The 25,229-nt window shown below is 60.1% G+C and carries 21 protein-coding genes and 2 tRNA genes; 14 read left to right on the forward strand and 9 right to left on the reverse strand.

Annotation, left to right across the window (positions count from 1 at the left end; genetic code table 11):
* Nucleotides 1-59 precede the first annotated feature (59 nt).
* From B9A12_RS14000 to B9A12_RS14010, 3 genes are all read left to right on the forward strand, one after another.
* A complete protein-coding gene (locus tag B9A12_RS14000; protein WP_139796645.1) occupies nucleotides 60-1,154 on the forward strand; it encodes an Sfum_1244 family protein in 1,095 nt (364 codons plus the stop codon).
* A gap of 237 nt (nucleotides 1,155-1,391) precedes the next feature.
* Nucleotides 1,392-1,703 carry an ArsR/SmtB family transcription factor gene (locus tag B9A12_RS14005; RefSeq protein WP_170920621.1) on the forward strand — a complete coding sequence of 104 codons (312 nt, stop codon included), beginning with the start codon at nucleotides 1,392-1,394 and terminating at the stop codon, nucleotides 1,701-1,703.
* Between the two features lie 57 nt (nucleotides 1,704-1,760).
* Complete coding sequence (locus B9A12_RS14010) at nucleotides 1,761-2,222, forward strand: DsrE/DsrF/DrsH-like family protein (RefSeq protein WP_084058731.1); 462 nt, start codon at nucleotides 1,761-1,763, stop codon at nucleotides 2,220-2,222.
* Between the two features lie 337 nt (nucleotides 2,223-2,559).
* On the opposite strand, the gene B9A12_RS14015 is transcribed toward B9A12_RS14010, so the two are convergent.
* The 4 genes from B9A12_RS14015 to B9A12_RS14030 all read right to left on the reverse strand — a co-directional run bounded on the left by B9A12_RS14015 (nucleotide 2,560) and on the right by B9A12_RS14030 (nucleotide 5,227).
* Nucleotides 2,560-2,766: a hypothetical protein gene (locus B9A12_RS14015; RefSeq protein ID WP_084058732.1), complete on the reverse strand. Its 207-nt coding sequence runs from the start codon at nucleotides 2,764-2,766 to the stop codon at nucleotides 2,560-2,562.
* Nucleotides 2,767-3,096: an HNH endonuclease gene (locus B9A12_RS14020; RefSeq protein WP_084058772.1), complete on the reverse strand. Its 330-nt coding sequence runs from the start codon at nucleotides 3,094-3,096 to the stop codon at nucleotides 2,767-2,769.
* Nucleotides 3,097-3,113: 17 nt separating this feature from the next.
* Nucleotides 3,114-3,701 (reverse strand): chalcone isomerase family protein, encoded by a 588-nt coding sequence (locus tag B9A12_RS14025; protein ID WP_084058733.1) that lies wholly within the window; start codon nucleotides 3,699-3,701, stop codon nucleotides 3,114-3,116.
* Nucleotides 3,702-3,775: 74 nt separating this feature from the next.
* Nucleotides 3,776-5,227, reverse strand: a complete 1,452-nt coding sequence (locus B9A12_RS14030; protein ID WP_084058734.1) for a DegQ family serine endoprotease — start codon at nucleotides 5,225-5,227, stop codon at nucleotides 3,776-3,778.
* 142 nt (nucleotides 5,228-5,369) lie between these two features.
* On the opposite strand from B9A12_RS14030, the gene B9A12_RS14035 reads away from it, so the two are divergent.
* Nucleotides 5,370-5,699, forward strand: a complete 330-nt coding sequence (locus B9A12_RS14035) for a hypothetical protein (RefSeq protein ID WP_084058735.1) — start codon at nucleotides 5,370-5,372, stop codon at nucleotides 5,697-5,699.
* Between the two features lie 11 nt (nucleotides 5,700-5,710).
* On the opposite strand, the gene B9A12_RS14040 is transcribed toward B9A12_RS14035, so the two are convergent.
* Nucleotides 5,711-7,888 (reverse strand): RelA/SpoT family protein, encoded by a 2,178-nt coding sequence (locus B9A12_RS14040; RefSeq protein ID WP_139796647.1) that lies wholly within the window; start codon nucleotides 7,886-7,888, stop codon nucleotides 5,711-5,713.
* A 181-nt stretch (nucleotides 7,889-8,069) separates the two neighbouring features.
* Between B9A12_RS14040 and B9A12_RS14045 the strand changes: the two genes are divergently transcribed.
* Both B9A12_RS14045 and B9A12_RS14050 read left to right on the forward strand, forming a co-directional pair.
* Nucleotides 8,070-8,143 (forward strand) — tRNA-Gln (locus tag B9A12_RS14045).
* A gap of 7 nt (nucleotides 8,144-8,150) precedes the next feature.
* Nucleotides 8,151-8,226, forward strand: a tRNA-Glu gene (locus B9A12_RS14050).
* A 24-nt stretch (nucleotides 8,227-8,250) separates the two neighbouring features.
* On the opposite strand, the gene B9A12_RS14055 is transcribed toward B9A12_RS14050, so the two are convergent.
* From B9A12_RS14055 to B9A12_RS14065, 4 genes are all read right to left on the reverse strand, one after another.
* Nucleotides 8,251-9,423: a hypothetical protein gene (locus B9A12_RS14055; RefSeq protein WP_084058737.1), complete on the reverse strand. Its 1,173-nt coding sequence runs from the start codon at nucleotides 9,421-9,423 to the stop codon at nucleotides 8,251-8,253.
* Nucleotides 9,424-9,558: 135 nt separating this feature from the next.
* Nucleotides 9,559-9,696, reverse strand: coding sequence for a hypothetical protein (locus B9A12_RS17050; protein WP_170920622.1), 138 nt, complete (start codon nucleotides 9,694-9,696; stop codon nucleotides 9,559-9,561).
* A gap of 122 nt (nucleotides 9,697-9,818) precedes the next feature.
* Nucleotides 9,819-10,157 (reverse strand): hypothetical protein, encoded by a 339-nt coding sequence (locus tag B9A12_RS14060; protein WP_084058738.1) that lies wholly within the window; start codon nucleotides 10,155-10,157, stop codon nucleotides 9,819-9,821.
* Nucleotides 10,158-10,256: 99 nt separating this feature from the next.
* A complete protein-coding gene (locus B9A12_RS14065) occupies nucleotides 10,257-11,078 on the reverse strand; it encodes a DUF169 domain-containing protein (RefSeq protein WP_084058739.1) in 822 nt (273 codons plus the stop codon).
* A 167-nt stretch (nucleotides 11,079-11,245) separates the two neighbouring features.
* Between B9A12_RS14065 and B9A12_RS14070 the strand changes: the two genes are divergently transcribed.
* From B9A12_RS14070 to B9A12_RS14105, 8 genes are all read left to right on the forward strand, one after another.
* The gene (locus B9A12_RS14070; protein WP_084058740.1) at nucleotides 11,246-11,863 is read left to right on the forward strand and encodes a poly-gamma-glutamate hydrolase family protein; all 618 of its coding nucleotides are present in this window, start codon (nucleotides 11,246-11,248) and stop codon (nucleotides 11,861-11,863) included.
* Nucleotides 11,860-12,984, forward strand: a complete 1,125-nt coding sequence (locus B9A12_RS14075; RefSeq protein ID WP_084058741.1) for a glycosyltransferase family protein — start codon at nucleotides 11,860-11,862, stop codon at nucleotides 12,982-12,984. Before B9A12_RS14070 ends, B9A12_RS14075 begins: the two co-directional genes overlap by 4 nt.
* 168 nt (nucleotides 12,985-13,152) lie before the next feature.
* Nucleotides 13,153-13,809 carry an ABC transporter permease gene (locus B9A12_RS14080; RefSeq protein ID WP_084058742.1) on the forward strand — a complete coding sequence of 219 codons (657 nt, stop codon included), beginning with the start codon at nucleotides 13,153-13,155 and terminating at the stop codon, nucleotides 13,807-13,809.
* 5 nt (nucleotides 13,810-13,814) lie between these two features.
* Nucleotides 13,815-14,549 (forward strand): ABC transporter ATP-binding protein, encoded by a 735-nt coding sequence (locus B9A12_RS14085; RefSeq protein WP_084058743.1) that lies wholly within the window; start codon nucleotides 13,815-13,817, stop codon nucleotides 14,547-14,549.
* Between the two features lie 2 nt (nucleotides 14,550-14,551).
* Nucleotides 14,552-19,360: an FtsX-like permease family protein gene (locus tag B9A12_RS14090; protein WP_084058744.1), complete on the forward strand. Its 4,809-nt coding sequence runs from the start codon at nucleotides 14,552-14,554 to the stop codon at nucleotides 19,358-19,360.
* On the forward strand, nucleotides 19,357-21,357 hold the full coding sequence (locus tag B9A12_RS14095) for a DUF6785 family protein (RefSeq protein WP_212636955.1): 2,001 nt from the start codon (nucleotides 19,357-19,359) through the stop codon (nucleotides 21,355-21,357). The genes B9A12_RS14090 and B9A12_RS14095 overlap by 4 nt, the downstream gene beginning before the upstream one ends.
* Nucleotides 21,358-21,609: 252 nt before the next feature.
* On the forward strand, nucleotides 21,610-23,574 hold the full coding sequence (locus B9A12_RS14100; protein ID WP_084058746.1) for a peptide transporter: 1,965 nt from the start codon (nucleotides 21,610-21,612) through the stop codon (nucleotides 23,572-23,574).
* Nucleotides 23,574-24,875: a TIGR04282 family arsenosugar biosynthesis glycosyltransferase gene (locus tag B9A12_RS14105; RefSeq protein WP_084058747.1), complete on the forward strand. Its 1,302-nt coding sequence runs from the start codon at nucleotides 23,574-23,576 to the stop codon at nucleotides 24,873-24,875. Before B9A12_RS14100 ends, B9A12_RS14105 begins: the two co-directional genes overlap by 1 nt.
* Nucleotides 24,876-25,229: the final 354 nt, after the last annotated feature.

Genomic DNA, 25,229 nt, shown 5'->3' on the forward strand with positions numbered 1-25,229 from the left:
ATACTGCGTTGGATCCATTCGGTCCAACGGCGCAATGGGCAAGGGGAGACATGAGGGCCATGCTGGATGCGAAGCTTCTAAGGGAACAAGTCCGTTACAACTGTCTTCTGGCGGAAGCCCATCATGGAGGCACCCTGTCCGTATGCGGATTGGTATTGCGTTTGAGAGACCACTACAAGTGGGAACAGGGACTACCGCCCTGGCGTGAACCGGAACCGTCGGATCTCTTGGACTGGATCGAAACAAGGGAGGCCCGGTGGGAAGAGATCGACTCCGAAGGCTTCACTTCCCTCCGGATCGGTTCCGAGCTCCTGGACCCTTTCCAGGTGGAGCGGATCAACGACGTCCTGGTCCCCGAAGGGCTCGTTTACGGGGCGGGTTACGTGGCGGGCCTGCGGCCCTCCTTCTTTCTGGGAACGCTTCGTGAAATCCAATATCTGGACGATGTGCGGGTCTTGATGGTTGGAAAGGAGCTGGCTCGCGATATCTTCGCCTCCCCGGCCATGCGGCAAGGATCCATCATCTACGCTCGCCATCACCCCATGGTCTCCTTTCTGTGGGAACAGATCTTCGAGAGGCGCCCCTCGGCTCGAAACGCTCTGCACTTCGCCCTGGCTCAGTACGGGCTGGACATGGAAGCGGTGTCCGCGGATCCCAATGGGCATGCGGACCGGCTGTACGCCATTTCCGAGGAGCAATTAGCCACATGGGTGCATCACGAACTGGGAGAGATGCGACAAAGCCTTTTCGATAACGCCATGTGGCGGGAAATCGTCGCCTCCTATGCCAACAGCGCCGTGGAAGTCTACGCCCGTGTTTTGAAGGATCTGGCCGCCGACACGGACGAGACGGGATTGCTGGCCCACATCACGACAGCACGAAAGGCCGCCTCTCTCGGTTTTTACGTGGCCTTTCTCAGGCCCTTCACCAAGCTTCTCTTTCCGGAAATCTTGAGGGCCTTTCGCGTCTTTCGCCAATCCAGAGACTGGGCAACCATCGCCGCGGCGCGAGATCGAGCGCGTCAGCGGATCACCCGGCAGATCGAGGATCTGGTCCGACTGCATCGCCAGGGCGAAAGCCGCGGACGTCCATGGGCCAAGCGGGCCATCGAGGAAGAGTTGATTGCCCCCTTGGGAATCCTCAAGAGGAGTTGACCTCCCGAACCAACCCCGCGCCCCCATGAAGGAGGGCATAGCCGCTAAGCCGCATTGGGCAACCCCCTGGGAAACGGCCTGAAAAAGGGTTCCGACCCCCCAAGCCCATCTTGCAGACACCGCCTGATGGGGGCGGCTCGGCTGATGGCGCCCCATAAAGGAAGGGGCTTGACAGATGCGAGGACTTCACATATTAAAGCATTCGCATATCTTGATCTCATGACGTGTGGAGGCGCCATGGCCACCCCCGATGTCCGTTTGGAACACCTGCAAAAAGCCGCCGAAGTCCTGCGGGTCGTCGCCCATCCCGTTCGGCTTCAGATCCTACAATTCCTGGAAGGCGGCGAGAAGACAGTCACCGAGATCCATACCGGTCTGGACCTTCCCCAAGCCTACACGTCCCAGCAGCTCAATCTCATGAAATCCAAAGATATTCTGGCTTCACGGAGGGATGGCTCCCAGGTCTTCTACCGCATCGCCAACTGGAATGTGTTGAAGATCATCCACTGCGTGTGTGCAGACAGCGCAGGTGAAACGGCACAGACTTGAACCGGGTCGGGCCTACCCGCCCTTCCCAATCCCTAAAGACCTTGGAGGTAGAAAAACATGACACAGGCATCGAATCCCGTTCCCGAAAAGAAATCGTGTACCTTCATCTGCAGCCGAGACACCCTGGACGGCGCCTTCCCGTCCCTGGTACTGGGGCTGAACGCCGTCCGGCTGGGCATGGAAGCCACCATCTTCTACACCTTCATGGGGATCAATGTGATCCGCAAGAATCACCAGAACAAATGCCGGTTCATCCCGCCCGGCACCCTGGGAGCCATCCCAGGCATGGCGGCCATGGCCACCAAGATGATGAAAAAGAAGATGGATGAGGCGCAAATCCCCTGCCTGGAAGAGCTTTTGGAAATGGCGCAGCTGGAGGGAATCAAGCTGGTGGCCTGCAAGATGACCGTGGACATGATGGGCCTGACCCAGGACGATTTCATCGATGGGGTGGAAATCCAGACGGCCGAAGACTACCTGAAACACGCCGTCGACTGTCAGATCAATATGTTCACCTGATCCTGGAGCGCAGCCAGCTGGGAGGGACGATTTGGATCCCTCCCCAGCCCTTTTCTTTTATCCCGGCTGCCTGACAAGGGCCTCTCGCCCTTTTGTGGCGTTCTGACCCGTTGAAATTTCACCGGCCCCGGGGTGCTTTTTGAATTCTCAGGCAGCCTTGGTGGGGCGGGTTCGGAACCCGCCCCTACGGTTGAAACGCCAGGCCGGCAGGACATCCCCGCCGGTGGCCCCAAGCTTCTTTCCCTACAACAAGGGAGCAAGCTGGGCGTTTTCGGACAGGCTTCTGGTGGTGGGATAGGGCCGAAACGTCGGATCCAAGCGTGATCAGGCAATCCCTTCAGGAAGGCTCCTTGGCCGCCGATCGCACACCTTTTCCCTGTACATTCACGGGGCAGCGCTCCATGCGCGCTATCTTTTCCGCCATCTCCGCCTGGGTCCGGAATATCCAAGAGCTGGGTTCCGCGTAGCAATAGACCGCCAGATCGCATTGGGAGCATTCCGCCGCATCCGCGGTCCCGTTCGCAGCGTCTTTCTCTTGAGCCATTCACTCCCCCTTTTGTGCGGGCGCCTGAAGGGTTCTCAAATACTCCTCCCACTCGATGGGCAAATAGTATTTTTTCTTGCTGTTGCAGTCCTTGCAACAAGGCACCACGTTGCCTTTGGTGGTGCGACCGCCGCGGACCAAGGGGACCACATGGTCCATGGTGAGGTCCTTGGGATCCACACGGGCACCGCAGTAGTGGCAGCGCCCCTTGGCGATACGGCGCTGCCACCACTGGGTCTTTCTCAGGGCTCGAGCTTTTTCCTTTTCTTTACGCACGTGCCCCGGCGGCACTTCCACCAAGAAACCGGAGCCCGCCATTCCTTCGATCATGACTTCATCATCTCGGTTCAAGACTGTCCCAGCATCGCCTTCTTGAGGTCCTTGGACGCCGGGTGCTCACCGAAGTAGATCTTCCAAAGGGCCTGCATGAAATCGGCTCCGGGAACAACCCCTTTTTCCACGCCTTTGATCACCACATGGGTCCCCACGCCCGGTTCGTAGGAGAGTCGCACTTCTTCACCTTTCTTGATCGGCTCGGTGAACCATCCGACGAAGGTATCCATCTTCTTTTTGAGCGCGGCATCGGGCTGCGGGGTGTTCTTGGTAAAGCCTTCCTTCCAGCCTTCCACCCATTTGTCCGCGTCCACTTTCTTGTAGATCACGTGGATCACCACCGCCTTGGGTTGGTCGGATTCGATGGCCGTGCGGGCCTCGCTCACCTTTTCTTTGGCGTAAAAAGCGCCGTAGTAGACATCGATGAAGAACTTCTTGCGAATGCCGATGCCGTTGAGCGCGCATTTTTCCCCACCAATGGTGATCTCATCGGGGAAAGTCACTCCCTTGAATTGGGCGGCCGAAGCAAGAGAGACCGTCAAGAGCAGAGTCAGCACAGCCACACACCCGCACGCTTTCCTCAAGGAATCCCACCTTTTCATAACCCCTCCTTATGGATTCTCACCGGATTCATAGCTCGGTGCCCCTGAGACCTATCTTACCATCGAGTAACGTCTCATTCCTCTTGGGCCTGCAGAACCACGTAGAAGGTATGGTCCCCTCGCTTGATCAGCAGGAGAAGGCTCCGTTTTTTCTTTCCTTTCTTAAGAGCCTGGTTGTAGTCGCGCAGGTTTTGGATCTTTTTCCGGTTGACCTCCTTGATCAGATCGCCCGGACGAAGTCTGGCCTCCGCAGCCGGAGACCCGGGCTCCACTTCCGTGATGATCACTCCCCGCTCGGAGACATCCCAACCGAATCGCGAAGCCAGTTCCTCGGTCAGGTTCTGGACGCTCATACCCCAGGAAGTCTTTTCCACGGAGGGCGGTTCAGAGACGCCTTCCTCCGGCATGGTCCCCAGTCGGAGCTGGATGGTTTTTCGGGAACCATCGCGCAGGATCCCGATCTTGACGGTGGTTTCGGGCCGTGTGCTCGCCACTTTCCGCGAGAGCTGATGGGCGTTTTCCACGGGTTCTCCGTTGAACTCCACCACGATGTCGCCCGTTTCCAGCCCCGCCTTGTCCGCCGGACTGTCTTCAATCACGTCCGAAATGAGGACTCCCTTGGATTCCTTCAGACCGAACGATTCCGCCAGTTCCGGTGTGATGTCCTGAATCATCACGCCCAGCCAGCCTCGAATCACTTTGCCGCTCTTGAGTTGGGGCAACAGTTCCTTGGCCATGTTGATGGGGATGGCAAACCCAATGCCTTGGCCCCGGGCCACGATGGCCGTATTGATCCCCACCACCTCGCCGCGCATGTTGAACAGAGGCCCGCCGCTGTTGCCCGGATTGATGGCCGCGTCCGTCTGTAGAAAGTCATCGTAGGGACCGGCGCCGATGATGCGGCCCTTGGCGCTGATGATGCCCACGGTCACGGTGTGTCCCAGGCCAAAGGGGTTGCCCACGGCCATGACCCAGTCGCCCACCCGCAGTGCATCCGAGTTTCCCAGCGGGGCGGCTTTGGGAAAGTCCTCGTCGGGCTTGACCTTGATGAGGGCCAGATCCGTCTTGGAATCCCGCCCCACGACCTTGGCGTCGTATTCCTTTCCATTCTGGAGCTTGATCTTGATTTCGTCCGCCTTGTCCACCACGTGATTGTTGGTGAGGATGAGGCCTTCTTCATCGATGACCACCCCGGACCCCAGGGAGTGGGTCTTCATCTTGCCCTGGGGCACGTCCCCGAAAAAGCGCTTGAAGAAGTCGTCGCCGAAAAACTCACGGAAAGGCGAGTCCGGGTTCAGGAAGGGCTGCAGCGGATGGCCCTTGATCACTTGAGTGGTGGAGATGTTCACAACAGAGTCCTTAACCTGATCGGCCAGATCAGCAAAGGACGACGGCGCGTTGTTTCCATAAGGGCTGACGACGGCCCACGCCATGGGTCCCAAGGTCCCGAAGAAAATCATAAAACACAAGAAAAAGAGCCCTCCGCGGCCCGTCACCACGCTCTTGCGAAGCCATTCTCGCCTCATCACCCGCTCTCCTTTCCACATCGCAAACACCGTGTGCGCTCCTTTGACGATTTGGGGAAATTTGTTATACACCATAAATCAAGGAAGGGAAAAATCAAGGACACCCAACCCAAGGTCGCTTCGGGGAGGAGCTGCGAAACCCATGAAACCTCAAACGCTCGTGGATGCTTCCAGATGCGCCGTCGCCATCATTCAACGCAACCCCGAGCTTGCCCGCGTCTACAAACGAGCCGTACAGCGCTATGGGGAGGGGGAATTGAACCTGACGGTCCTCGAGCTCATCGCTCAGGCTTTTCAGGAAGGAAAGCTGGAAGAGGACGTCTTCAAGGGCTCAGAAAACCTTCTCAGTTTCTGCTGCGGGGCGTGGATCCAGTTCCTGCTCGTGGAATTTGCCGGCATCAAGAAGACCGATCTCCACGCCATGGCGAAAAAGCTTTTCAAGGAAACCCACGCCAACCGTTCCATCCATTGAGCGCAAGCCGGTCAGCAACAATCCGGAAGTGCCGAGAACGAATAGCGCTCCAAGGCAGCGCTCGCCGGGGGAAAGGCACCGAAAAAGCGGCGGGCGTCGTCGAATCCTCGAAGAACCACATCCAGGACCGCCCACTGCCCGGACCGGTCGAAATGACCGTGCACATGGCACACCTCGATATCTCCGGGCACGCTTCCGATGACGTGCAGAAGAGGTGCTTTGTCTTTGGTCTGGATCCGCAGCCGGGCGTAAATCGGCCGTGTCCAGGTGGCTCCCTTGACCCAGCGAACGTCCATGAGGCGTTGGGACGGCAAATCATGACGCTCGCTCAGATCCCGGCAGTTGCCGCGGTGGAACGTGATGCCTCGCTCGCTGAGCGTGGCCACCACCCCCCGTTCTCCCGGAAACGGGTGGCAGCAGCCGGCAAACTTGTGGATCACCGGATCGAGTGCCGGGACGCGAAGCACATTGCGCGGATGGTCCTGGTCGAATTGGGCCTTGAGTTTGGCCTGGGTCACGGGGCGGGGGGTGGCATCCAGGAGGTAGTAGAGCACCAGATGGGGCGAGACCAGGTCCTGGCCCACCTGCACGAACAGATCTTGCACAGACTTTAGGTTGAGAACGTCCAGGATGAGCCGGGTGATTTCACTGGTGATGAGATTCCTGGGAAAGCCGTGGTGTTCCAGCTCCTGGCGCAGGATTTCCTGGCCCACCCACTGGGCGTAGTCCCGCCGGCGGCGGTTCACTTCCCGGTTGATGGCGCTTCTGGCCTTGGGAGTGCGACAGAGCGATTCCAAGTCCGGGTCCAGATCCAGCCGCTCTGCGGCCTTGAGAATCTCAACGGTCTCGCCGTCGCTGAGCACATGGGTCGGTCGAACGAACCGGCCGTTGACCAAGGCCCCCTTGCAGTGATTGCCCAGGTCCGAGTGGATCTTGTAGGCGAAGTCCAAAACGATGCTCCCTTGAGGAAAGACGTGGGCATCGCCCAGGGGTGTGTAGACGGTGACCTCTTCGGCCTCCGACAACTGGATGAGGTGCCGCCGCTGCGCCCCTCCCCCGCCGTATTCGCCTATGGTCCGCAGAAAATCGCTGATCTCTTCCAGGTAGGCCTCATCGATCTGGGCCGAACGGCGCCACTGGCTCAGTAGCCCCTGCCGAGCCCACTGATCCATGGCTTGTGTGCGGATCTTGATCAGATAGTTTTCACCCCGAAAGTGGACCCGGGTGTGCAAGCTCATGTAGCCGTTGTTTTTGGGGTTGGCAATGAAGTCGCGAATGGTTCTGGGAACGGGCCGGAAGAGCGTATCCACCACGCCCAAGGCGAAATAGCACTGGCGAACATCCTCCGTGTCCACCACGATGGTGAAGTCCACTCGGTTTTCCGTATTGGTCAGGCGCAGTGTCTTCTTGCCGGAATCGTAATAGGTGCCCAGCCCCTTGACCCGCCGCCGGATCTGGACCGGCAAGCCCGCTTCTTCAAAGGCCCGACGGAGGCGCTGCTCCATTTCCAGAACATGCTCATCGGTGTCCAGGAGCTTGAGGGTATTGAGGATTTTCTTGCTTTTTCGAGGATACAGGTAGGAAAGGGCCAGGTGATAAAGTTCGCGCTTGAGCGAAAAGATATTGAGTTTGGCGGCCAGGGGGGCGTAGATCTCCACCGTTTCCTGCGCGATGCGCTGGCGCTTGGGCTGGGACAGGTAGTGCAGTGTTCTCAGGTTGTGGAGCCTGTCGGCCAGCTTAATCACCAGGACTCCCAAACGCCGGCTGGCCGTTTGGAGGATCTTGCTGTGGGTGAGATCCTTCAGCGCAGCCCGGTCTTTCCGCGACCGAGTCATCTTGGTGCACCCGTCCACCAGTTCCGCCACCACGCTCCCAAACCGGCGCTCCAGGGACTGGAAACTCACCTCCGGCACATCCTCAATGACATCGTGCAGCACCGCCGCGGCCAACATCTCCGGATCCAGGATACCCATCTCCTTGACCAGGATTTCCGCCACCGCGCAGGGGTGGCTGATGTAGGGAGCCCCGGACTTGCGCACCTGCCCTCGATGCAGTTCTTGTGCGTAATCCAGCGCCTGGAAAAAGAGCTGCGATCCCGGATCGCCGAGATCCAGGTGGCAGGCCATGGCCTCGCGGTACCGTTCAACGTCGAAGGCGTTGGAGGTTTTTAAGCTGACAGGTTGAGCCAAGGTATCACCATCCCACCCAATCTTTCGTCACGGCCGGGTCTCGGCCCATGTCACCCAATTATTCTACCGCAACCGAGACTCCAGGCACAGCACAAAGACATCTTTCTTTTCGATGTTCCAAAAACTTCTTCAATTGGCCCTTGACTTTCCGTCCGCTTTTGTTTACCTTCCTCGCGCCTGCTGGGGGATCGTCTAGTGGCAGGACGGCTGACTCTGGATCAGCTAGCCTAGGTTCGAATCCTAGTCCCCCAGCCACTTTTGTGGTCCCATCGTCTAGCGGTCTAGGATACTGGCCTCTCACGCCAGAGACACGGGTTCGAGTCCCGTTGGGACTACCAGTCGAAGGAAAAAGGGTGCGATCGTCACGATCCGCACCCTTTTTCCTTTTGGGGGCCCAACCGGAGTTGATCCTCCAGGCTGCGGGCCAGATCCTTGCCGTGCTCGCCCAGCTTGGAGGCGATAAAGGCCGCCTCTTCCGGATCCACGATCAGATCGTCCAACAGGTATTCCCCGAACACCGCCCAGTCCTGGGCGGAAAAGCCGAGCAGGGCCTCGCGCAAAGCGCCCGTCTCCGAGTCCAAGGATCGCGGCTGTCCTTCCACCCATCCCTTCCAGAATCCCTCCACCATGGCCGGAACCCACACCCCGTCCGCCCACAGCAAGCGCCCTGTTCCCTCATGGCGATCCAAGCGAAGACGCAGGGTCAGCACATAGAAAAAGGACATGATCGCGGCCAGGCGCTCGTGGGCTTCCTGGCCCCCGGGGACGATCGCCCTGTAGTCCCGGGCTGAGATGACCCGAAGTCGGGGCGCGCGCCCTCCACACCGGACCACCATGTCCCCGGCGGCGTGGTGCCACGGATAGACCTGCTCGAAGGTGGCCCGATCCAGGCACAAGGTGAGGATCCGGGCCCCTTCTCGAAAGACGGCCGCCGCCTCTCGGCCCCCCAGCAGGATGCCGTCGGGCGACCCGTCCCACACGTGGAGATTCTGGGCCCCCGGCGCATCACGGAGGTGAAATTCATGATAGCCGTCAAACCATTGGGCCAAGAAATAAGAGACCCGATGGACTTTTTCGTTCACGTCCACACACGGGTATTGGCCCTGGTAGTGGCAGCGGGGAAAAAACGGAGCCCCCGGACCAGCCGATACCCGGTCAAGGGCTTTCAGTTCCCGGTGCATAACGGCCTGACGGTGCGGCGTAAAGGCCGAATTCATGGCCAGGGAAATCCTTTGCGACCCGACGGCCACCTCCATGCGTGCCACATGATAGAAGGCACCGTGTTTCACGCTTTCCACATGGACACGATCGATCTCCTCCGGCTTCACCGCCGCGCCCCAGGCGGAACCCAGGGCTTCCCGAAGGGCTTGCATCCCGTGGGAAGTCAAAGCGGATTCCAAGGCGCTGAAATAGTCCGCATAACGAACGGGGGGAAGATCTTGCGACAATCCACAAGGCAGCAAGGGATCCGGCGGGGGGGCCTTTGGAGACCCATAAGGGTTCCAGATGGAAGTGGTAAAGTGCGGCTTGCCCATAAGCTGGTTCTATTCCTCTCCTGTATCTCCAAGTCCGTCTCTGTGGCGCAGGGTTTGACACCCTTCCGGATATTCATCCACTCCACTGAGCACGCGGTTGGCATCCAGCCACCAGTCGGCAAAGCCGCATCCAAGTCAATGCCGGGACCGGCTCAGGCATCCTTGCAGGGCCTCCTCCAGCTGAGCAACCCGTTCCCGCAGTTTGTTTCGTTCCAATTCCAAGGCGGCCAGCCGGCACCGAAGCTCTTCCAACACCTTGTGATTCCGCTCCATATCCCTGCCCCTCCCACCCGTTGGGACACCGACACAGCCGGGCAGGCTGCTTCGCCCCCCCGAGCTGAAACCACCTTGACCCAAGCCGAAGAAAATGGCAAGGGGCACGGACAGGGTCAATCTCAGTTCCGCTCTGATTTGGCCCCGTATTTTGCCATCAGCTCTTCAATGACTCGGGCTTCGTGCGCCTTGTCCGCGCATTCATCCACGGCGCCGGTGTCCAGGCTCTCGGCATGGAAGCAACAGTCTTTGAGAACTTCGTAGGGTGTCACGGTGGTGTGGCTACGCTTGAACCCCTTTCCATTGCGCTCATAGACGGTGAGAAAGAAGCTCTTCTTGTCCCGCAGGGACTCCTGGAGCCGGGCGTCAAAGCGCTCCTTGTCCAAATCCGTGAAGATCCGGACACAACAACAGGCTCGTTGGAAAAAGACGTAGATCCTGCTCCGGGGCTCCCAATGCATAGCGGGTTGCGCTTCTAAAAAGGAGGTGAGTTGGATGACTTGTCAACTTTCCTTCACAAAGTCAGCTTTGCTACCACGGAAGGCCCCGTAGCGCAACACCTATGGATGGCCCACCAATTGCCGCCATACGGAGCGGGCGGCAAAGCTTTGGGCCACGTTTTCTTCCATCTCACAAAAAAGCTTCCAGGGGGCCGCGAACGTGAAGACATGATCCCCCATGGTCTTTCGCACGTTCAGCCGGGCGGAAAGATCCATCTGACCGATCACGCCCCGCGGATAGGGCCGGCTCAGTTCCCGATAGGCATAGATCCCCACGCTTTGGCACCCGGCTCCGAAAGGCACCACCACGTTTTCGCTGCCGGGCCGACCGTAGTTGGCCAACACCACCAGGGCCGCCAGTTGATGGGGTGTGGCCCAAAAGACCACCACCTTGGGTTCTTCCTGGTGGGGATCCACCTTCTCCAGAGGCTTGAACACCACGAATCGGGTCGGAACCCGCATGATGGGAAGCCCTTCGATGAAATCGGCCACCAGCTCCGGGCTCTTGAGATAGCCTTCCCCGTCGCGAAAATCTTCCAGAAAGGATCCGCCGGCCCCCGAGGCTTCCATCTGTTTCACCACCGCCTGACCCGTTTCCCAGTGCCGATTTCCGATGGACAAAAAGTAGTGGAAACAAGGCTCCCCACCGGGAAAGGCCTGGTACTGATTGCCAAAGCCCAGCCCCACGCCGCCGCCCCAGCAGCCGTAACTGGCCTCATCGAAGGCGGCCGTCTTTCCTTTGGAGGCGCCCACCAGCATCCACATGACACAACCCCACTTGCCGGGGCGGAAGCGGGCGGCCTTTTCCGGCTCCTGGTCGGTCCACAAGATGGCCACCGGCCGGCGGCGCATCTCCAACATGTGTGCGACTTGACTTTCCATCGTTCTTCCTCCCCCATTGTCGCCAATGCCAAAGCCTTCGGTTCCCCGTATGACAATCCTTTCCGCGGAGATCGGCGCGGGGCAACGCTTTACAGCGTCGTCCTTGTGGGGCACAATACGTCTTGCACGATACGCGAAATGAACGCCCACCATCCACCGGGGGTTTTGTGAACGGATACCGCTCCTTCCAGCAGCTGATGGGACACGAAACACCGGAGGTGGGCTACCGCATTCAGTGGCGCTGGGGGCAGACAGGGATCGCTGTCATGGCCCCCCACGGGGGCGGCATCGAGCCGGGCACCTCGGAAGTGGCTAAGGCTGTGGCCGAACCCCTGCACTCCTTTTATCATCTGGACGGCCTGAAACGGAAGGGAAACGGCCGGCTCCACATCACCAGCACCCTCTTCGACGAGCCCGTGGCCCTGGAGATGGCGCGCCGATCTTGGAAGCTGGTCACCGTCCATGGATGCGAGGGCACACGCCCCGTGGTTTACCTGGGGGGGCTGGACCTGGAGCTCCAGACGCGTGTGGCGTCCGCACTGGCAGGCTGCGGTTTTTCTACGGCCACCCATCCGTTCTTTCGTGGTGATCAAAAGAATAACCTTTGCAATCGCGGAAGCTCGGGAACGGGGCTTCAGCTGGAACTGTCCCAAGGCCTTCGCGCCTCCCTGTTCGAACGCCTGAACCGATCGGGCCGTAAGCACCCGACCCCGGTCTTTTATCGATTCGTCGCAGCCCTGAAAGCGGTGCTGGATTCCTTGAAGAGGGAAGGCCCCACACCATGAGAGTTCTGCATTACTGCCAGCATGTCTTGGGTATCGGCCATTTTTTCCGCAGCATGGAGATCGCCAAGGCCTTCCGCCCCCATCGCGTCACCTTTGTGGAAGGCGGTACGCCGCTGACCGGCTATGAACCGCCCGAACACATCACCCGGGTATTTCTTCCCGCGCTCATGATGGATCCCCAATTTCGAAGCTTTGAGACGGAAGAAGAGGATCTGGAAAGCCTGAAGGAAAGGCGCCGGGAAAAGCTCCTGGAAACCTATAGGCAGACCCGCCCGGATGTGCTTCTGATCGAACTCTTTCCCTTCGGGAGGAAAAAATTCCGCTTCGAGCTGATCCCTCTCCTGGAAGAAAACCTTTCTCGATCCCCTGGCGCCCAGGTGGTCTGCAGCGTACGAGACATCCTGGTGGAAAAGACCGACACCGCCGCCTACGAAGAAAAGGTTCTCAAGGTCCTCAACCGCTACTTCGATCTCGTCTTGGTCCATGGAGATCCGGACATGATCCCGCTCAGCGCCACCTTTTCCCGCACGGCCCACATCCGGCCTCCGGTGGTGCATACCGGCTACGTGCTCCGCTCTCTCCCGTCCCCTCCGCCGGAGAAGATACCGGGACGTGTGGTGGTGAGCACCGGCGGGGGCCGCGTGGGATGGGAGCTGCTGGAGGCGGTTTGGCGGGCGTGGAACCTCCTGGGGCGTTCGGATCTTCATCTGCACATCTATCAAGGCCCGTTCATGGAAGATCAGGACCGACGGCGGATCCAAGAGTGGGCCGCCCGGGACCCGCGCCTTGCCCTTCGCCCCTTCGCCCTGGACTTCACCGCCCGGATGGCTGAAGCGGAACTTTCCATCAGCATGGCCGGTTACAACACCTGCATGGACATCCTGGTCACGGGCACCAGGGCTCTGGTCTTTCCCTTTCCCCAGAACCGAGAACAGGCCCTTCGGGCTGACGCGCTGGAAGAGAGGGGAGTGGTGCGGGTGCTGCGCTCTCTGGATCCGAAAGACGTGGCCCAGGCCATTGAGCAAGAGCTGTCATCCAACCCGCCGCCACGGCATCTCCCCCGATGCGACGGAGCCCGGGAAACCGTGCGGGCCATTGAAAATCTGGCGCCCAGGCATTAAGTGTTGAGAACAGCCCCAAGGGGCAAGTGGACATAGGGCCTCAGGCGGAAGGCTCGACTCCCACGGGGTTGAGTCCGCCGACCCCTGGCTCACCGGTAACGGATGGGGGCTCACGGCTGAAAAGGCTTTTGCCGATCCTCTTTACCTTCCTGACTCCGAGGCGACGACATGAAACCAGCCGTCGAAAGGCAAGTGGTGCTGCCGTGGACTCAGGTCGTACGCATCTCCTTCAATGCGCTTCGCGCCCGCTTGTTCCGTTCACTCATCACCACGGCGACCTTGGTCCTTGCCGGGGCCTTCGTGGCCTATACCTTCGCTGGATACGCCATTCTCAACGGCCTCTGGCCGCACGCCCCCGCAGAACTCAAGGAAAAGATTCTCTCGTCTGGCTATGAGTCCTTCGCCGGCTCTTTTGGGAGCACCCCCAAAGACCGCTGGCTCATCGCCCTGTCGCTTCTCGTCTGCACGGTGGGGATTGTCAATGCCCAGCTCATGGCCGTCACGGAACGCTTCCGCGAGATCGGCACCCTCAAGTGCCTGGGAGCGTTGGACAGCTTCGTCATCAAACTCTTCGTCCTGGAAGCCGCCTACCAGGGACTGCTGGGCGGCGCCTTGGGAAGCCTTCTGGGCGTGATGGTGTCCACCGGCACCCTCTTTATCAAGTTCGGAACAGGCGTCTTGCGCCACTGGCCGGTGGGCCACCTGGCATGGATCGTATGCTGGAACACCGGGCTGGCCATGGTGTTGTCTTTCACCGGCGTTCTTTACCCGGCCTGGGTCGCCGCCCGCATGGAACCCGCCCTGGCCTTGAGAACGGAGCAATAGAGTTCATGATCGACAACGGCACGCACAATGTGGTCCGACTGGTGGACGTGGTCAAGGTGTTCCGCATGGGACAACAGGAAGTCCGCGCCCTGAAAGGAATCAATCTGGCCATCCGTTCGGGAGAGTATCTGTCCATCATGGGCCCCTCGGGATCGGGAAAATCCACGCTCTTCAACATGATCGGGGCGCTGGACAAGCCCACCTCGGGCCGGGTCTTCATCGACGAAGTGGACGTGTCCCAGCTGGACGCCTACGAACTGGCGTGGCTCCGGTGCCGCAAGATCGGCTACATCTTCCAGACCTTCAACCTGATTCAGGTGATGACGGCAATGGAAAACGTGACCCTGCCCATGATCTTTGCGGGCATGAGCCGCGATGAGTACGTGGAAAAGGGAATGGAGCTGCTCCAGCTGGTGGGGCTGGCGGAGCGCTATCAGCACAAGCCTCCGGAACTTTCGGGGGGCCAACAGCAACGGGTGGCCATTGCACGCGCCTTGGCCAATGACCCGGCCATCATCCTGGCCGATGAACCCACGGGCAACCTGGATCTGGCCACAGGAGAAGAGATCATTGGCCTGCTCAAGAGGCTGTCGGCGGAACGCGGGGTCACCATCATATCGGCCACTCACGACATCAAGATGCTCAACGTATCGGACAGGGTGGTGTGGATCCGCGACGGCATGGTGGATCGCATCGAGGACCGGGAAGAACTCAAGATCACGGTGGGGGAAGTGGGATAGCCATGGGCCGGGCGCAACCGCTCAAGAGCCTAACCGTATGGTTTGCCGCAGCGCTTCTGTTGGGGATGGGATCCCTTTGCGAACCGTCGTTAGCGGCTTCGGCTCGACAACATCTTCTCGGCCTGACCCGTTTTTCGGACCGGTCCACGGGTTCCCCCGGCTGTGAGGCGGCGGCCCGCTACATCGAGGAACAATTCCAGCGATTCGGGCTGAAAAACGTGGGCATGCAGTTTTATTTCCAGCCGGTTCCCGTCTTGGACCGAGCGGTCCTTCAAGTCGGCACCCAAGCCTATCCCCTCTTCCCCTGGGGCCCCAACATGGCCATGCTGCCCCGAACCCCGGAAGAGGGCTTGCGCGGCCCCCTGGTCTATGTGGGGAAGGGCGAACTGCCCCGCATGGATCATCAGCCCCTGCAAGGGGCCATCGTGCTCATGGATCAAGCCTCGGCGGGCAACTGGTGGATCGCCGCTTCGTTATCGGCCAAGGCCGTGATCTTCCTCGGCGATGTGGAGGATACGCAAGAGCATTTTCGTGACAAGGACATTCCCACCCCGCTGGCGTTTCCCCGATTCTATGCTCCACCCCAGACCGCCCAACGTCTCAAGGACCTGGCGAAAACCCATGGGGAAGGAATCGTGCGGGCTCGAGCCCACTGGGAAAACCGCGTGGCCCAAAACGTCTACGGCCTGATTCCCGGCCGATCTCCCGATCTTTCCCAGGAACTGGTGGTGATCGAAGCCTCCTTCGACGCATCCACCCACGTGGTGGGGCGGGCCCCCGGGGCGGACCAGGCGGTTTCCGCGGCGATGCTGCTCAAACTGGCCGAAGAACTGGCCGCCCGCCCCCCGGAACGCTCCGTCCTCCTTCTGGCCACCTCCGGCTATGGTCAGGGACTGGCAGGATCCAGGTACTTCACCTGGGTCGCACGGGGAAGAAGGAAAGACATCCGCCAGGAACGGCGGGGCATCAAACATCGTCGGAAAGAGCTGAAGGCCCTGCTCTCCGCCTACATCCAACCCATACCGTGGCGCACGGGAGACCCTGAACGAGATCGGCTGGTGTGGCAGGAGGTGGTGGAACGCGCCAAGGACGAAGCCGACCGCCTCACCCGCCGGATCCAATATCGCAAGGTGGCCTCGGACGGCCAGGCGGGTACCGACGCCGAGATCGATGCCTTGGCCACCAGAGCCCGCCGGTGCCGAAGACTCAGCTGGCAGGACGCCCCCACCCGGCTGGACGACGATCAAAAGCGACTGGCGTTGGAACTATTTGCGCAAGCCCGAAAACCCCTGGAACAGGAAGAACGGGAGTTGAACCAGAGATGGCGCGTGGTCCACTCCTGGAGAAAAATGCGCAACCTGCTGGATGACTATCAAACCATCCTGCACTTGAGTCTCAACCTGTCCTCCCGTTCCCTGCCCATGGGCCTCAGCGAATGGGGCTCCACCTTTCCTGTGCGGGAGCAAGTGCGGCGGCTGGCGCGGAACCTTCGGTTGACGGACATCATGGAAGAAGCGGCCGAAAGGAGTGCAACAATCTCCGGCACGCCCCGCCTTTTCGAAAGGACAGGTCGCCATGGGGCCGGGGGAACCTCCAAGGCGGTGGAAAACCCGGGCCTTCACTGCCTGGCATGCGACATCGGCGCCCTTTCCGATTGTTCGTCCGTAACGCTCACCACCCTCAACAACCGGCGCCTGGTGTGGGGAACCCCCAACGATACGACGGACCGCATCCACTGGAAAAATGTGGACCTGCTCGAGCGGTTTCTCCCGCCCTTTTTCCAGTTTGTGCTGTCCCACCCGGACCTCAAGGGCAGCTGCCGAAAAGGGGTTCAGGGCCTGGCGGCCGTCCAGGGCAAGGCCCTTTTCATTCGCCAGGGGGAACTCTTCCCCGACCAGCCGGCTCCCGGCACCATCGTGTGCGCCATCCAGGGCACCACCGTCTTTCGCACCATGACGTTCCGGGACGGCACCTTCTTGCTGCCCGGAGTAGCCAACAAGCGCGTGGCCTTCCAAAAAGTGATCCTGGAGCCCTATGGAATCGATCCCACCACGGGCCGGATCGCCTGGACGGCCGACAAGGTCCAGACGGGCAAGAACAATTACCGGCTCAAGATCAAAGGGCGGGTCGCCAGCACGACCCTGGTCATGTTCCATTGCGAGCAGACGGACGTGATCGGGGCCTTCAATCCCCGACAGCTGGGACACCTGACCAAGGTCCGTTTGCTGGACGCCGTCACGGGCGCCCGTCCGCTCAAGTATTGGTACAGCCGGGTGGACGGCCGGGACACCTTCGGCATCTCGGTGTTTCTGGAAAAAGGAACGCGATTCAAGCTCATCCTGGCAGACACCCTTTGGCGAAATGAGTTCCTTCTTCTCAACGCCGATCCACGAAATCCTCAGGGACTGGGATATCTCGCCGGTTCTCCGCCCATCCTGTCCCGGGTCTCTTCCCGGGTGGCCCACGATCTGCGCACCCTGGTGGCCCATCGCCTGGACAATCTGCAGCGGCGGGGGATCCGCAACAAATACCTGGAGAACCTCTACCGGGAAGCCGCCCGGGAATTGAAGGACGCGGACGCGGCGGCCCAGGCCAACCGGCATCCGCTGGTGTGGAACAAGACCGTATCGGCATGGGCCAAGCTGAATGTGGTCTACAGCGAGATTGAAAAGACCCAGCGGGACATCCTGGGCGGCGTGATGTTTTTCGTGGCCCTCTTCGTCCCCTTTGCCTATTGCCTGGAACGCTACCTGTTCTGTTTCAGAAACATTTACAAACAGATCACTGCGTTTTTCCTCATCTTGCTGACCACTATCTTCACCATCAAGGCCCTTCATCCAGCCTTCCAACTCACCTACAACCCCATGGTGGTCATTATCGCCTTTTTCATCGTGGGCCTTTCCCTTCTGGTCTCCTGGATCATCTTCGTGCGCTTTGAACAGGAAATGGAAGCCGTCCAGAAGGGACCGGACGGACTGGCCTCGGGCCGCGAAGGTGTCAACAAGTGGCAGGCCTTCGGCGCCGGATTCGCCATCGGGGCGTCCAACCTGCATCGGCGGAGACTGCGAACGGCGCTCACCTGCGTGACCCTGATCATCCTCACCTTCACGGTGATGTCTTTTACCAACGTGAAGAGCCTGACCAAGACCACCATGGCCCGAATCGCCGATTCGGCCCCCTACAGCGGCGTCTTGATCCACCACATCATTTGGCGCCCTCTCACGTCACTGACCCTATCGGACCTCCAGGCACGCTTCGCCGGCCAGGCCCGCATCTGGCCCCGGGCCTGGATCGATCCGGCCCACCCGTCCCAGCGGTTCGTGGCCACCGTTTCACACAATCTTCGGGAAACGGCCGTACAGGGCGTGCTGGGGCTGGGTGTCCATGCCCCCCGGAACTTTCGAAAGATCGTGGTCCGGGGCCGCTGGTTCACACAAGACAACGAACGAGCCGTCCTCCTGCCGGTGAACCTGGCTCGCAAACTGGGCCTGGATCCCCAGCCGGACGGGACCATCACGGTAACCCTCTGGGAACAGCCCTTTCGAGTCGTCGGCTATTTCGACCCCCAAAAGCTGGAATCCTACCGCGACCTGGACAGCCATCGGATCCAGCCGGCCTACCTGGAGATTGCCCCGGACGAGGAGATCAGCGAGGTGGAAGTGGAAGCCATGGAATCGGGTGAAGAGATCCTGCCCATGACCCAACGGTTTCGATTCGCCCGCGCCGACTCCCTTGTGCTCATGCCTTTTGAAACGTGCCGCTCCCTGGGCGGCAGCCTCCGGGCCATCGCCCTGGTGACCGACAACCCCGCTAGGGCCCGGGGGATCGCCGAAGACCTGTCCCGATGGTTTTCCTACCCGCTCTTCGTGGGGGCGCAACAGACCTGGTATCACACCGCCGGCAAGGCCATTCGCTATCAGGGCGTGGCCAACCTGGTGGTTCCCATCCTCATCGTGGTCTTCATCTGCCTCAACACCATGATCGGACATGTGCATGAACGCAAAACCGAGATCGGTGTCTATACCTCGGTGGGCCTGGCTCCGGTGCACGTGGGCTTTCTTTTCATCGTGGAGGCCCTTTCTCTGGCGGTGCTTTCCACCGTGATCGGTTATATCCTGGCCCAGCTCACAGCCAAACTGGTGGGCACGTGGCCCCTGTTCGCCGAGCTCACCTTCAACTACTCCTCCTTGGCCAGCGTGGCCTGCATGGTGCTCGTCTTTTCCGTGGTGCTTCTGGCGTCCCTTTACCCCGCCCGCATGGCCGCCGAGATGGCCATGCCGGACGTGACCCGCAGCTGGACCCTTCCCGAAGCCCAAGGAGACCTGCTGGAGCTTCGTTTGCCGTTTCTCCTGAAACCCGAGGAGGAGCTGGGAATCATCCATTTTCTGGAGAGCTTCATCCGGGATCACCAGGATGTGGCCCACGGCGCTTTCATTGTGGACGAAGCCAGTCTGGTGCCGGACGACTCCATTGCACGGCCGGCGCAAATGCCTTACCCCGTGTGCCTGACACTGCGCGCCAATGTGTGGCTCGCCCCCTTCGACTTCGGCATCAAACAACGGCTTCATCTCCACTGCTGCCCGTCCAAAGAAAATCCGGGTTACATGGAAGTGGCGGTTCAGATGATTCGCCTGTCCGGGGAGCGGTCCGCCTGGGAAAGGACCAACAAGAACTTTATTCGGGTGTTGCGAAAGCGGATGCTCCTGTGGCGCCTGCTGGATGACGAGACCAAAGCCCGCTACGCACAAGCCGGTCCGCCGCCGGATACGTTGGAGGGTTCGGAAGCCACGCTGGAAACCTCGGCCTCTTGACAAAGGATACGGGACGTAACGTGGGAAAGATTCGACTCACCGCCGTCACCTTGGGGATTTTTCTCGCCGCTTTCTTTTGCGCCGTGACCCCCTACAACAATGTGCAGCTTCAGAACAGCCCCCTGGCGGGTGGTCACTTTCCCGTGGTGGCCTTCGCCGCTTTGTTCGTCTTGGCGGGGCTCTACAATCCACTGGCCCGAAAGCTCCACCCCCGCGCCGCGCTCAGCGCTCAGGAACTCTTTCTCCTCTGGGCCATGATCAGCGTGTCCACGGGCATCGCCTACACGGGCCTCTTTCGAACGTTTCTCGTCAACATCACCACGCCCGCCTGGCTCTATCCCTCTGGATCCCCCCAAGCCAAGACCCTGCTCCCCCTGGCTTCTCCAAAGCTCTTCCCGCTGGATCCCCAGGCTGTTCAGACCCTCTACCAAGGTCTGGAAAACGGCCGCCAACTGGCGTGGTGGCAGGTCCCCGCCCACATCCCCTGGTCGGCTTGGACGCTCCCGCTGTTGAGCTGGGCCCTTTTCATCCTTTTGGTCTACATGGCCCTGTTCGGCATGGTGGGCCTTTTCAGCCATCAGTGGATCGAAAACGAAAAGATGAACTTCCCCCTTCTCCGAGTCCCACAGGTGCTGAGCACGGAATCGGAAAAAGGCGGCTTCTGGAACTTCGTGCGCCACAAGTATTTCCTGGTGGGGTTGGCCGTTCCCGTGTGTCTCCATCTTCTCAACGGCCTGCACACCTTCTATCCCCACGTGCCGCAGATCCCCACCCTCTTTCTTGCGCAGCCTTACGTGCCCAAGGAAGGGCTTCTTTCAGGGTTTCATAAGGCCAAGATCTACCTCTATCCCGCCTTCATCGGATTCGCCTACCTCACGTCCAAACAGATCTCCTTCAGCCTGTGGTTCTTCTTCGTCCTGGGAGGGCTGCTGCCCGGTCTTTTGCAGCTTTTCGGTTGGCGCCTTCCTTCCGCCGCCTTGGGCACCACATTCGGACCGGTGCTGGACAGGGTGGAAGAGATGCAGATGGTGGGAGCCTTCGGCGTCTTCTTTTTCTTCATCGTGTGGCTTTCCAGAAATCACCTGAAGGAGATCGTCTGGAAGGCACTAGGCCGGTCCGCACTGCCCGACGAAATCCACCGGGGCCTGGTATCCCCCCGAACGGCCCTGTATCTCTTTTTGGTGGGCTTTGCCGGCACCTTGGTCTGGATGCGGTTTTTCGGCATGGATTGGCTGCCCGCCGTGCTTTTCCTGGCCGTCTGTTTCATGCTGCAGCTGGTATCGGCCCGGCTCATCTGCCAGGGGGGCTTGCCTTACTTCACCCTCACCGCTGCCCCTTCCGATGGGTTCCTGGCCGCTCTGCACACAAAAACCCTGGCACCGCTCACCCTCTACCTGGCCCTGGTCATTCAGAAGGTGACCTTCGTGGATATGCGCGAATCGCTGATGCCCAGCCTCTTTCACGCCTCCAAACTGTCCGAAGACGCCAAACCAAGATCACGCTTTCTGGCCGGGGTGGTGGCGGCCATGGTCATCGGCATCGTGGTCTCCTGCCTGGCCATGTTGATTCTGGCCTACAAGACGGGGCTCAACCTGCTTCCCGACGATTGGGCGGTGGAGACGGCCCGGCGTGTCCACGAAAACGCCTTCCAGCTGATCAATTACCCGGAAGCGCCCAAGAGGTGGAGCATCTTGTTCGCCGTCGGTGGGGCGGTGGTGATGAGCCTACTGGTTTTTGGCTTTCGAAGATTCATCTGGTGGCCGCTTCATCCCATCGGGTATCTCACCACCTACAGCTCCGCCATGCGCATTCTGTGGTTCAGCTTTCTGATCGGCTGGTTCTGTAACACCCTGGTGCTTCGTTACGGAGGAGTGCGCCAGTTCAAGGAGCTGAGGCGCCTTTTTATCGGTTTGATCGTGGGAGACATGCTCATGGCCGTGGCGTGGATGGTGGCGGGGCTCTTCACCCCGTTCAGCTATCACGTCCTGCCCCTTTGATGGACCCGGGGGAACGGGAATCATGACATGCGGAGAAGGCTGTCGGGATAGAGCCCTGTAGGCCCTTTTCCCCCGGTCGTGGGCGTTGGGCCCTGGCAGAAGAGCAGATCCTACCGAGCCCGGCCCGGACGGGAAGCTGTTTTGCCGTGGTTGCAAGGCCCAACCCGGCGGGTCGTTGCCCCCCAACGGGGCGCTCGGGACGCGCGTATCTTCAGGATCTGTTATTGGTCAAAATCCGAGGCGAGGAGGCCCATGGCGGACGACAAGGAACTCAAAGAATATCGAGATCTCTTAAAGCCTCCTGAAAAGTTCGAGGACGGGTTCGGCTGGAAATCGGTTCTGGGCGCCATCTTCGTCGGCTTTTTGATGATGCCCGGCTCCATGTACCTGGGACTGGTGATCGGTACCGGGATCGGCCCGGCGGCCCGATGGGTCACCATCATCCTCTTCGCCGAGGTGGCCAAACGGGCGTACACGCGCCTGAGTCAGCAGGAAATCTTCGTGCTCTATTACATGGCCGGAGCCGCCCTGGCCTCGCCTTTTTCCGGGCTTCTCTGGAACCAGTACCTGGTTCAATCGGAAGCGGCCCGCATGCTGGGCCTCACCCAATACATTCCCACCTGGGTGGCGCCACCACCGGGTTCCCAATCCCTGGTGGAAAGAACCTTTTTCCACAGGGACTGGCTCATCCCCATCCTGCTCATGGTGGGCTTCGAATTGATCCAGGCGGTAGACCACTTCGGCTTGGGCTATGTGCTCTATCGGCTCACCTCCGATGTGGAAAAGCTGCCCTTTCCCATGGCGCCCGTGGGCGCCCTGGGCAACATGGCCCTGGCAGAATCGGCCGAAAAGAAGGAAACGAGCTGGAAATGGCGCCTTTTTTCCATCGGCGGGATGATCGGGATCGCCTTCGGAGCCATCTACGTGCTGGTTCCCGCGGCATCGGGGGTTTTCCTTTCGGAACCGATCAGGATTCTACCCATCCCATGGGTGGAACTCACACCGGTGACCGAAAACATCCTGCCGGCCGTGGCCACGGGAATCCAGCTGGACCTGGGACTGTTGTTCGTGGGCATGGTGCTGCCCTTTTGGGCCGTCATCGGCGGCGCCGTGGGCTTTCTCATCACCCTGGTGGCCAACCCCATGCTCTACCGGGCCGGCATCCTCCACCGATGGCATAAGGGCATGGGAACCGTGGACACGGTTTTTGCCAACAACTTCGATTTCTACATGAGTTTTGGGATCGGCATCGGGCTGGCCATCGCCCTCATCGGGATTTTCCAGGTGGTGCAAAGCCTTCGGAGCACCGAGATGGCCCCCTTTCGGGAGCGCGTGAAGAAGCTCTTCACACCGCCGCCCGGGCGGGGCGATTTCAATATATGGATCGCCATCGGCATCTATGTGGCCTCCACCACGGCCTACGTGATCGTCTCCTCCATCCTGGTGCCCGGATTTCCGTGGATCTTTCTGGCGGCCTACGGGTTTGTCTACACACCTTTCATCAGCTACGTGTCCGCCCGCATGGAAGGGATCGCCGGACAATTCGTGAGCCTGCCCATGGTGCGCGAGGCTAGTTTCATTGCGGCCTCCAAGTTTTTCGGCTACCACGGGATCGGCATCTGGTACGCCCCCATTCCCTTCCACAACTACGGAAAAGCCACCGTGCGCTGGCGTGAAATCGAGCTGACCGGAACCAGCTTTCGAAGCATCATCAAAGCGGAAATCCTCGTCTTTCCCGTGGTCATGATCGCGAGCATCCTCTTTTCCCAATACATCTGGCGGCTGGCTCCCATCCCGTCCAGCCAATACCCCTACGCCCAGGAACTGTGGCACCTGCAGGCCCTCAACACCCTGCTGTTGCAGAGCGCCACCCTGGAAGGGTATTCTCCCTTCTTCGAAGCCCTCAACATGAATTACGTCTTCTGGGGGCTGGGCTTGGGCACCCTCGCCTACTGGGCACTCAGCGCTCTCGGCTGGCCCATTCTGCTCATCTACGGCGTGGTGCGGGGACTCAGCCAGTCCACCCCGCACGGCGTCTTTTTGGAAGTGACCGGAGCGCTGTTGGGTCGCTACTATTTCGTCAAGAAGTACGGCCTGGCGTGGCGCCAGTATGCGCCGGTGCTACTGGCGGGATTTTCGTGCGGCATGGGCCTCATGGGCATGCTCGCCATGGGATTCACCCTGATCATGCGATCCCTGGGCAGTCTGGCGTATTGATGAACCGAAACGCTCTCATTCTCTTTGCGCGCCACCCGGCACCGGGACATGTGAAAACGCGGCTGGCCAAGGTGGTCGGAAGCCGGGCCGCCTGCGACCTCTACGAAAGGCTCCTTCGTTTCAACCTGGGCGTCCTGGCGGACTTTCAAAGGCACTGGCCTGAAACCCATATCCACGTGGAAGTCACTCCGGCCGAACGGGTGCCCGCCTTCCGGAAGCGCTTTCGCCTTCCATGGCCCGTGTTCGCCCAGGAAGGGGAGCACCTGGGTCGGCGCATGGCCCACGCATTCGACCGGCTTTTTCGCCGTGGTTATTCCCGCGTGCTTCTCATGGGATCGGATCTTTGGGACGTGAACCCCAAAGACCTCCAGGGCGCTTTTCGGGCCTTGGATCAGGCCCAAGCCGTGCTGGGCCCCGCCCAAGACGGCGGCTTCTATGCCGTGGGACTGCGGCGCCCGTGTCCCAAAGCCTTCGAAACACCCCATTGGGGCACGTCCGACGTGCTGCAAAGAACCTGGGACACCCTGAGAGCGGAAGGGCTCGCCACGAGCCTTCTGAACGTTCGGCACGACGTGGACCGTCAGGAAGATCTTTCGGCCCTGCAGCGCCACTGGGCCCTTGCTTCCACCGTCTCCGTGATCGTTCCCACCCTGGCGCCCCGAGACAAACTTCTTCCGTGGATTCAGCACCTTGCCAACACCCTGTGGCCGGGAGACCAACTGTACGTGGTCCGCGGCGTTTCCGGCACCCAGGCGCCTCCCCATGCAAGTGACGGTATGGTCTGGCTGGAAAGTCCTCCCGGACGCGGCCTGCAAATGAACCACGGGGCCCGATCCGCAACGGGAGACATTTTGTGGTTCCTGCACGACGACTGCCTGCCGAGCCCCTGGGCCGCCTATCACGTGCGAAAGATCGTCCGGGATCGCCGGTTTTCCCTGGGCTGCTTCCGCCTTGGATTCTCCCCCACCAACCGCGCCCTGGATGCCATCGCCGCCTGGGCCAACCTGAGAACGCGGTGCCTGGGACTGCCCTACGGCGATCAGGGCCTCTTTTGCCGGAAGTCAACCTTTCATGCCGTCGGAGGCTTCGCCCAACCCTACCTGATGGAAGATGTGGATTTCGTGAAGGCCTGCCGCCGCCACGGACGCCTGCTCTTCTTGCACGAAACGATGCACACCTCGCCGCGCCGCTACCTTGAACAAGGCATCCTGAGATCGTCGCTGCGCAACCACATGACGCTCTTCGCCCATCTCCTGGGCCGTTCCAACGCCGTCCTCTACCAACGATACTACGGGATCTAACGGAGAATTTTTCTTCATGTACCGAATCGGTATTGCGCCACCGAACTTGCAAGCCCTCTATGGCGATGTTAGTGAACGATTGATTCAATGTTCAGTTGGTGCAGGGAAGGTAGGAAATTATGTTATCTGCCCTGAAACAAGACTAAGCTCCTGGAGTTGCCGCCATTGGGACACAACTCAATCCACCGGATCCGGGATGAATGAAAAAGAATGGGAGACCAACATTGACGGCTGCCCACAAGTTGCGCATCCTGGAAGAAGCGGATAACCTGGAGCGAGCTTGGCAAGATGGGAGCGCTGTTGCGCTGGGAAGGTCTTTACTCTTTAAGTCTGGTCACGTGGCGAAGGAAGCAA

The sequence above is a fragment of the Desulfacinum hydrothermale DSM 13146 genome (assembly GCF_900176285.1).
Lineage (GTDB): Bacteria > Desulfobacterota > Syntrophobacteria > Syntrophobacterales > DSM-9756 > Desulfacinum > Desulfacinum hydrothermale.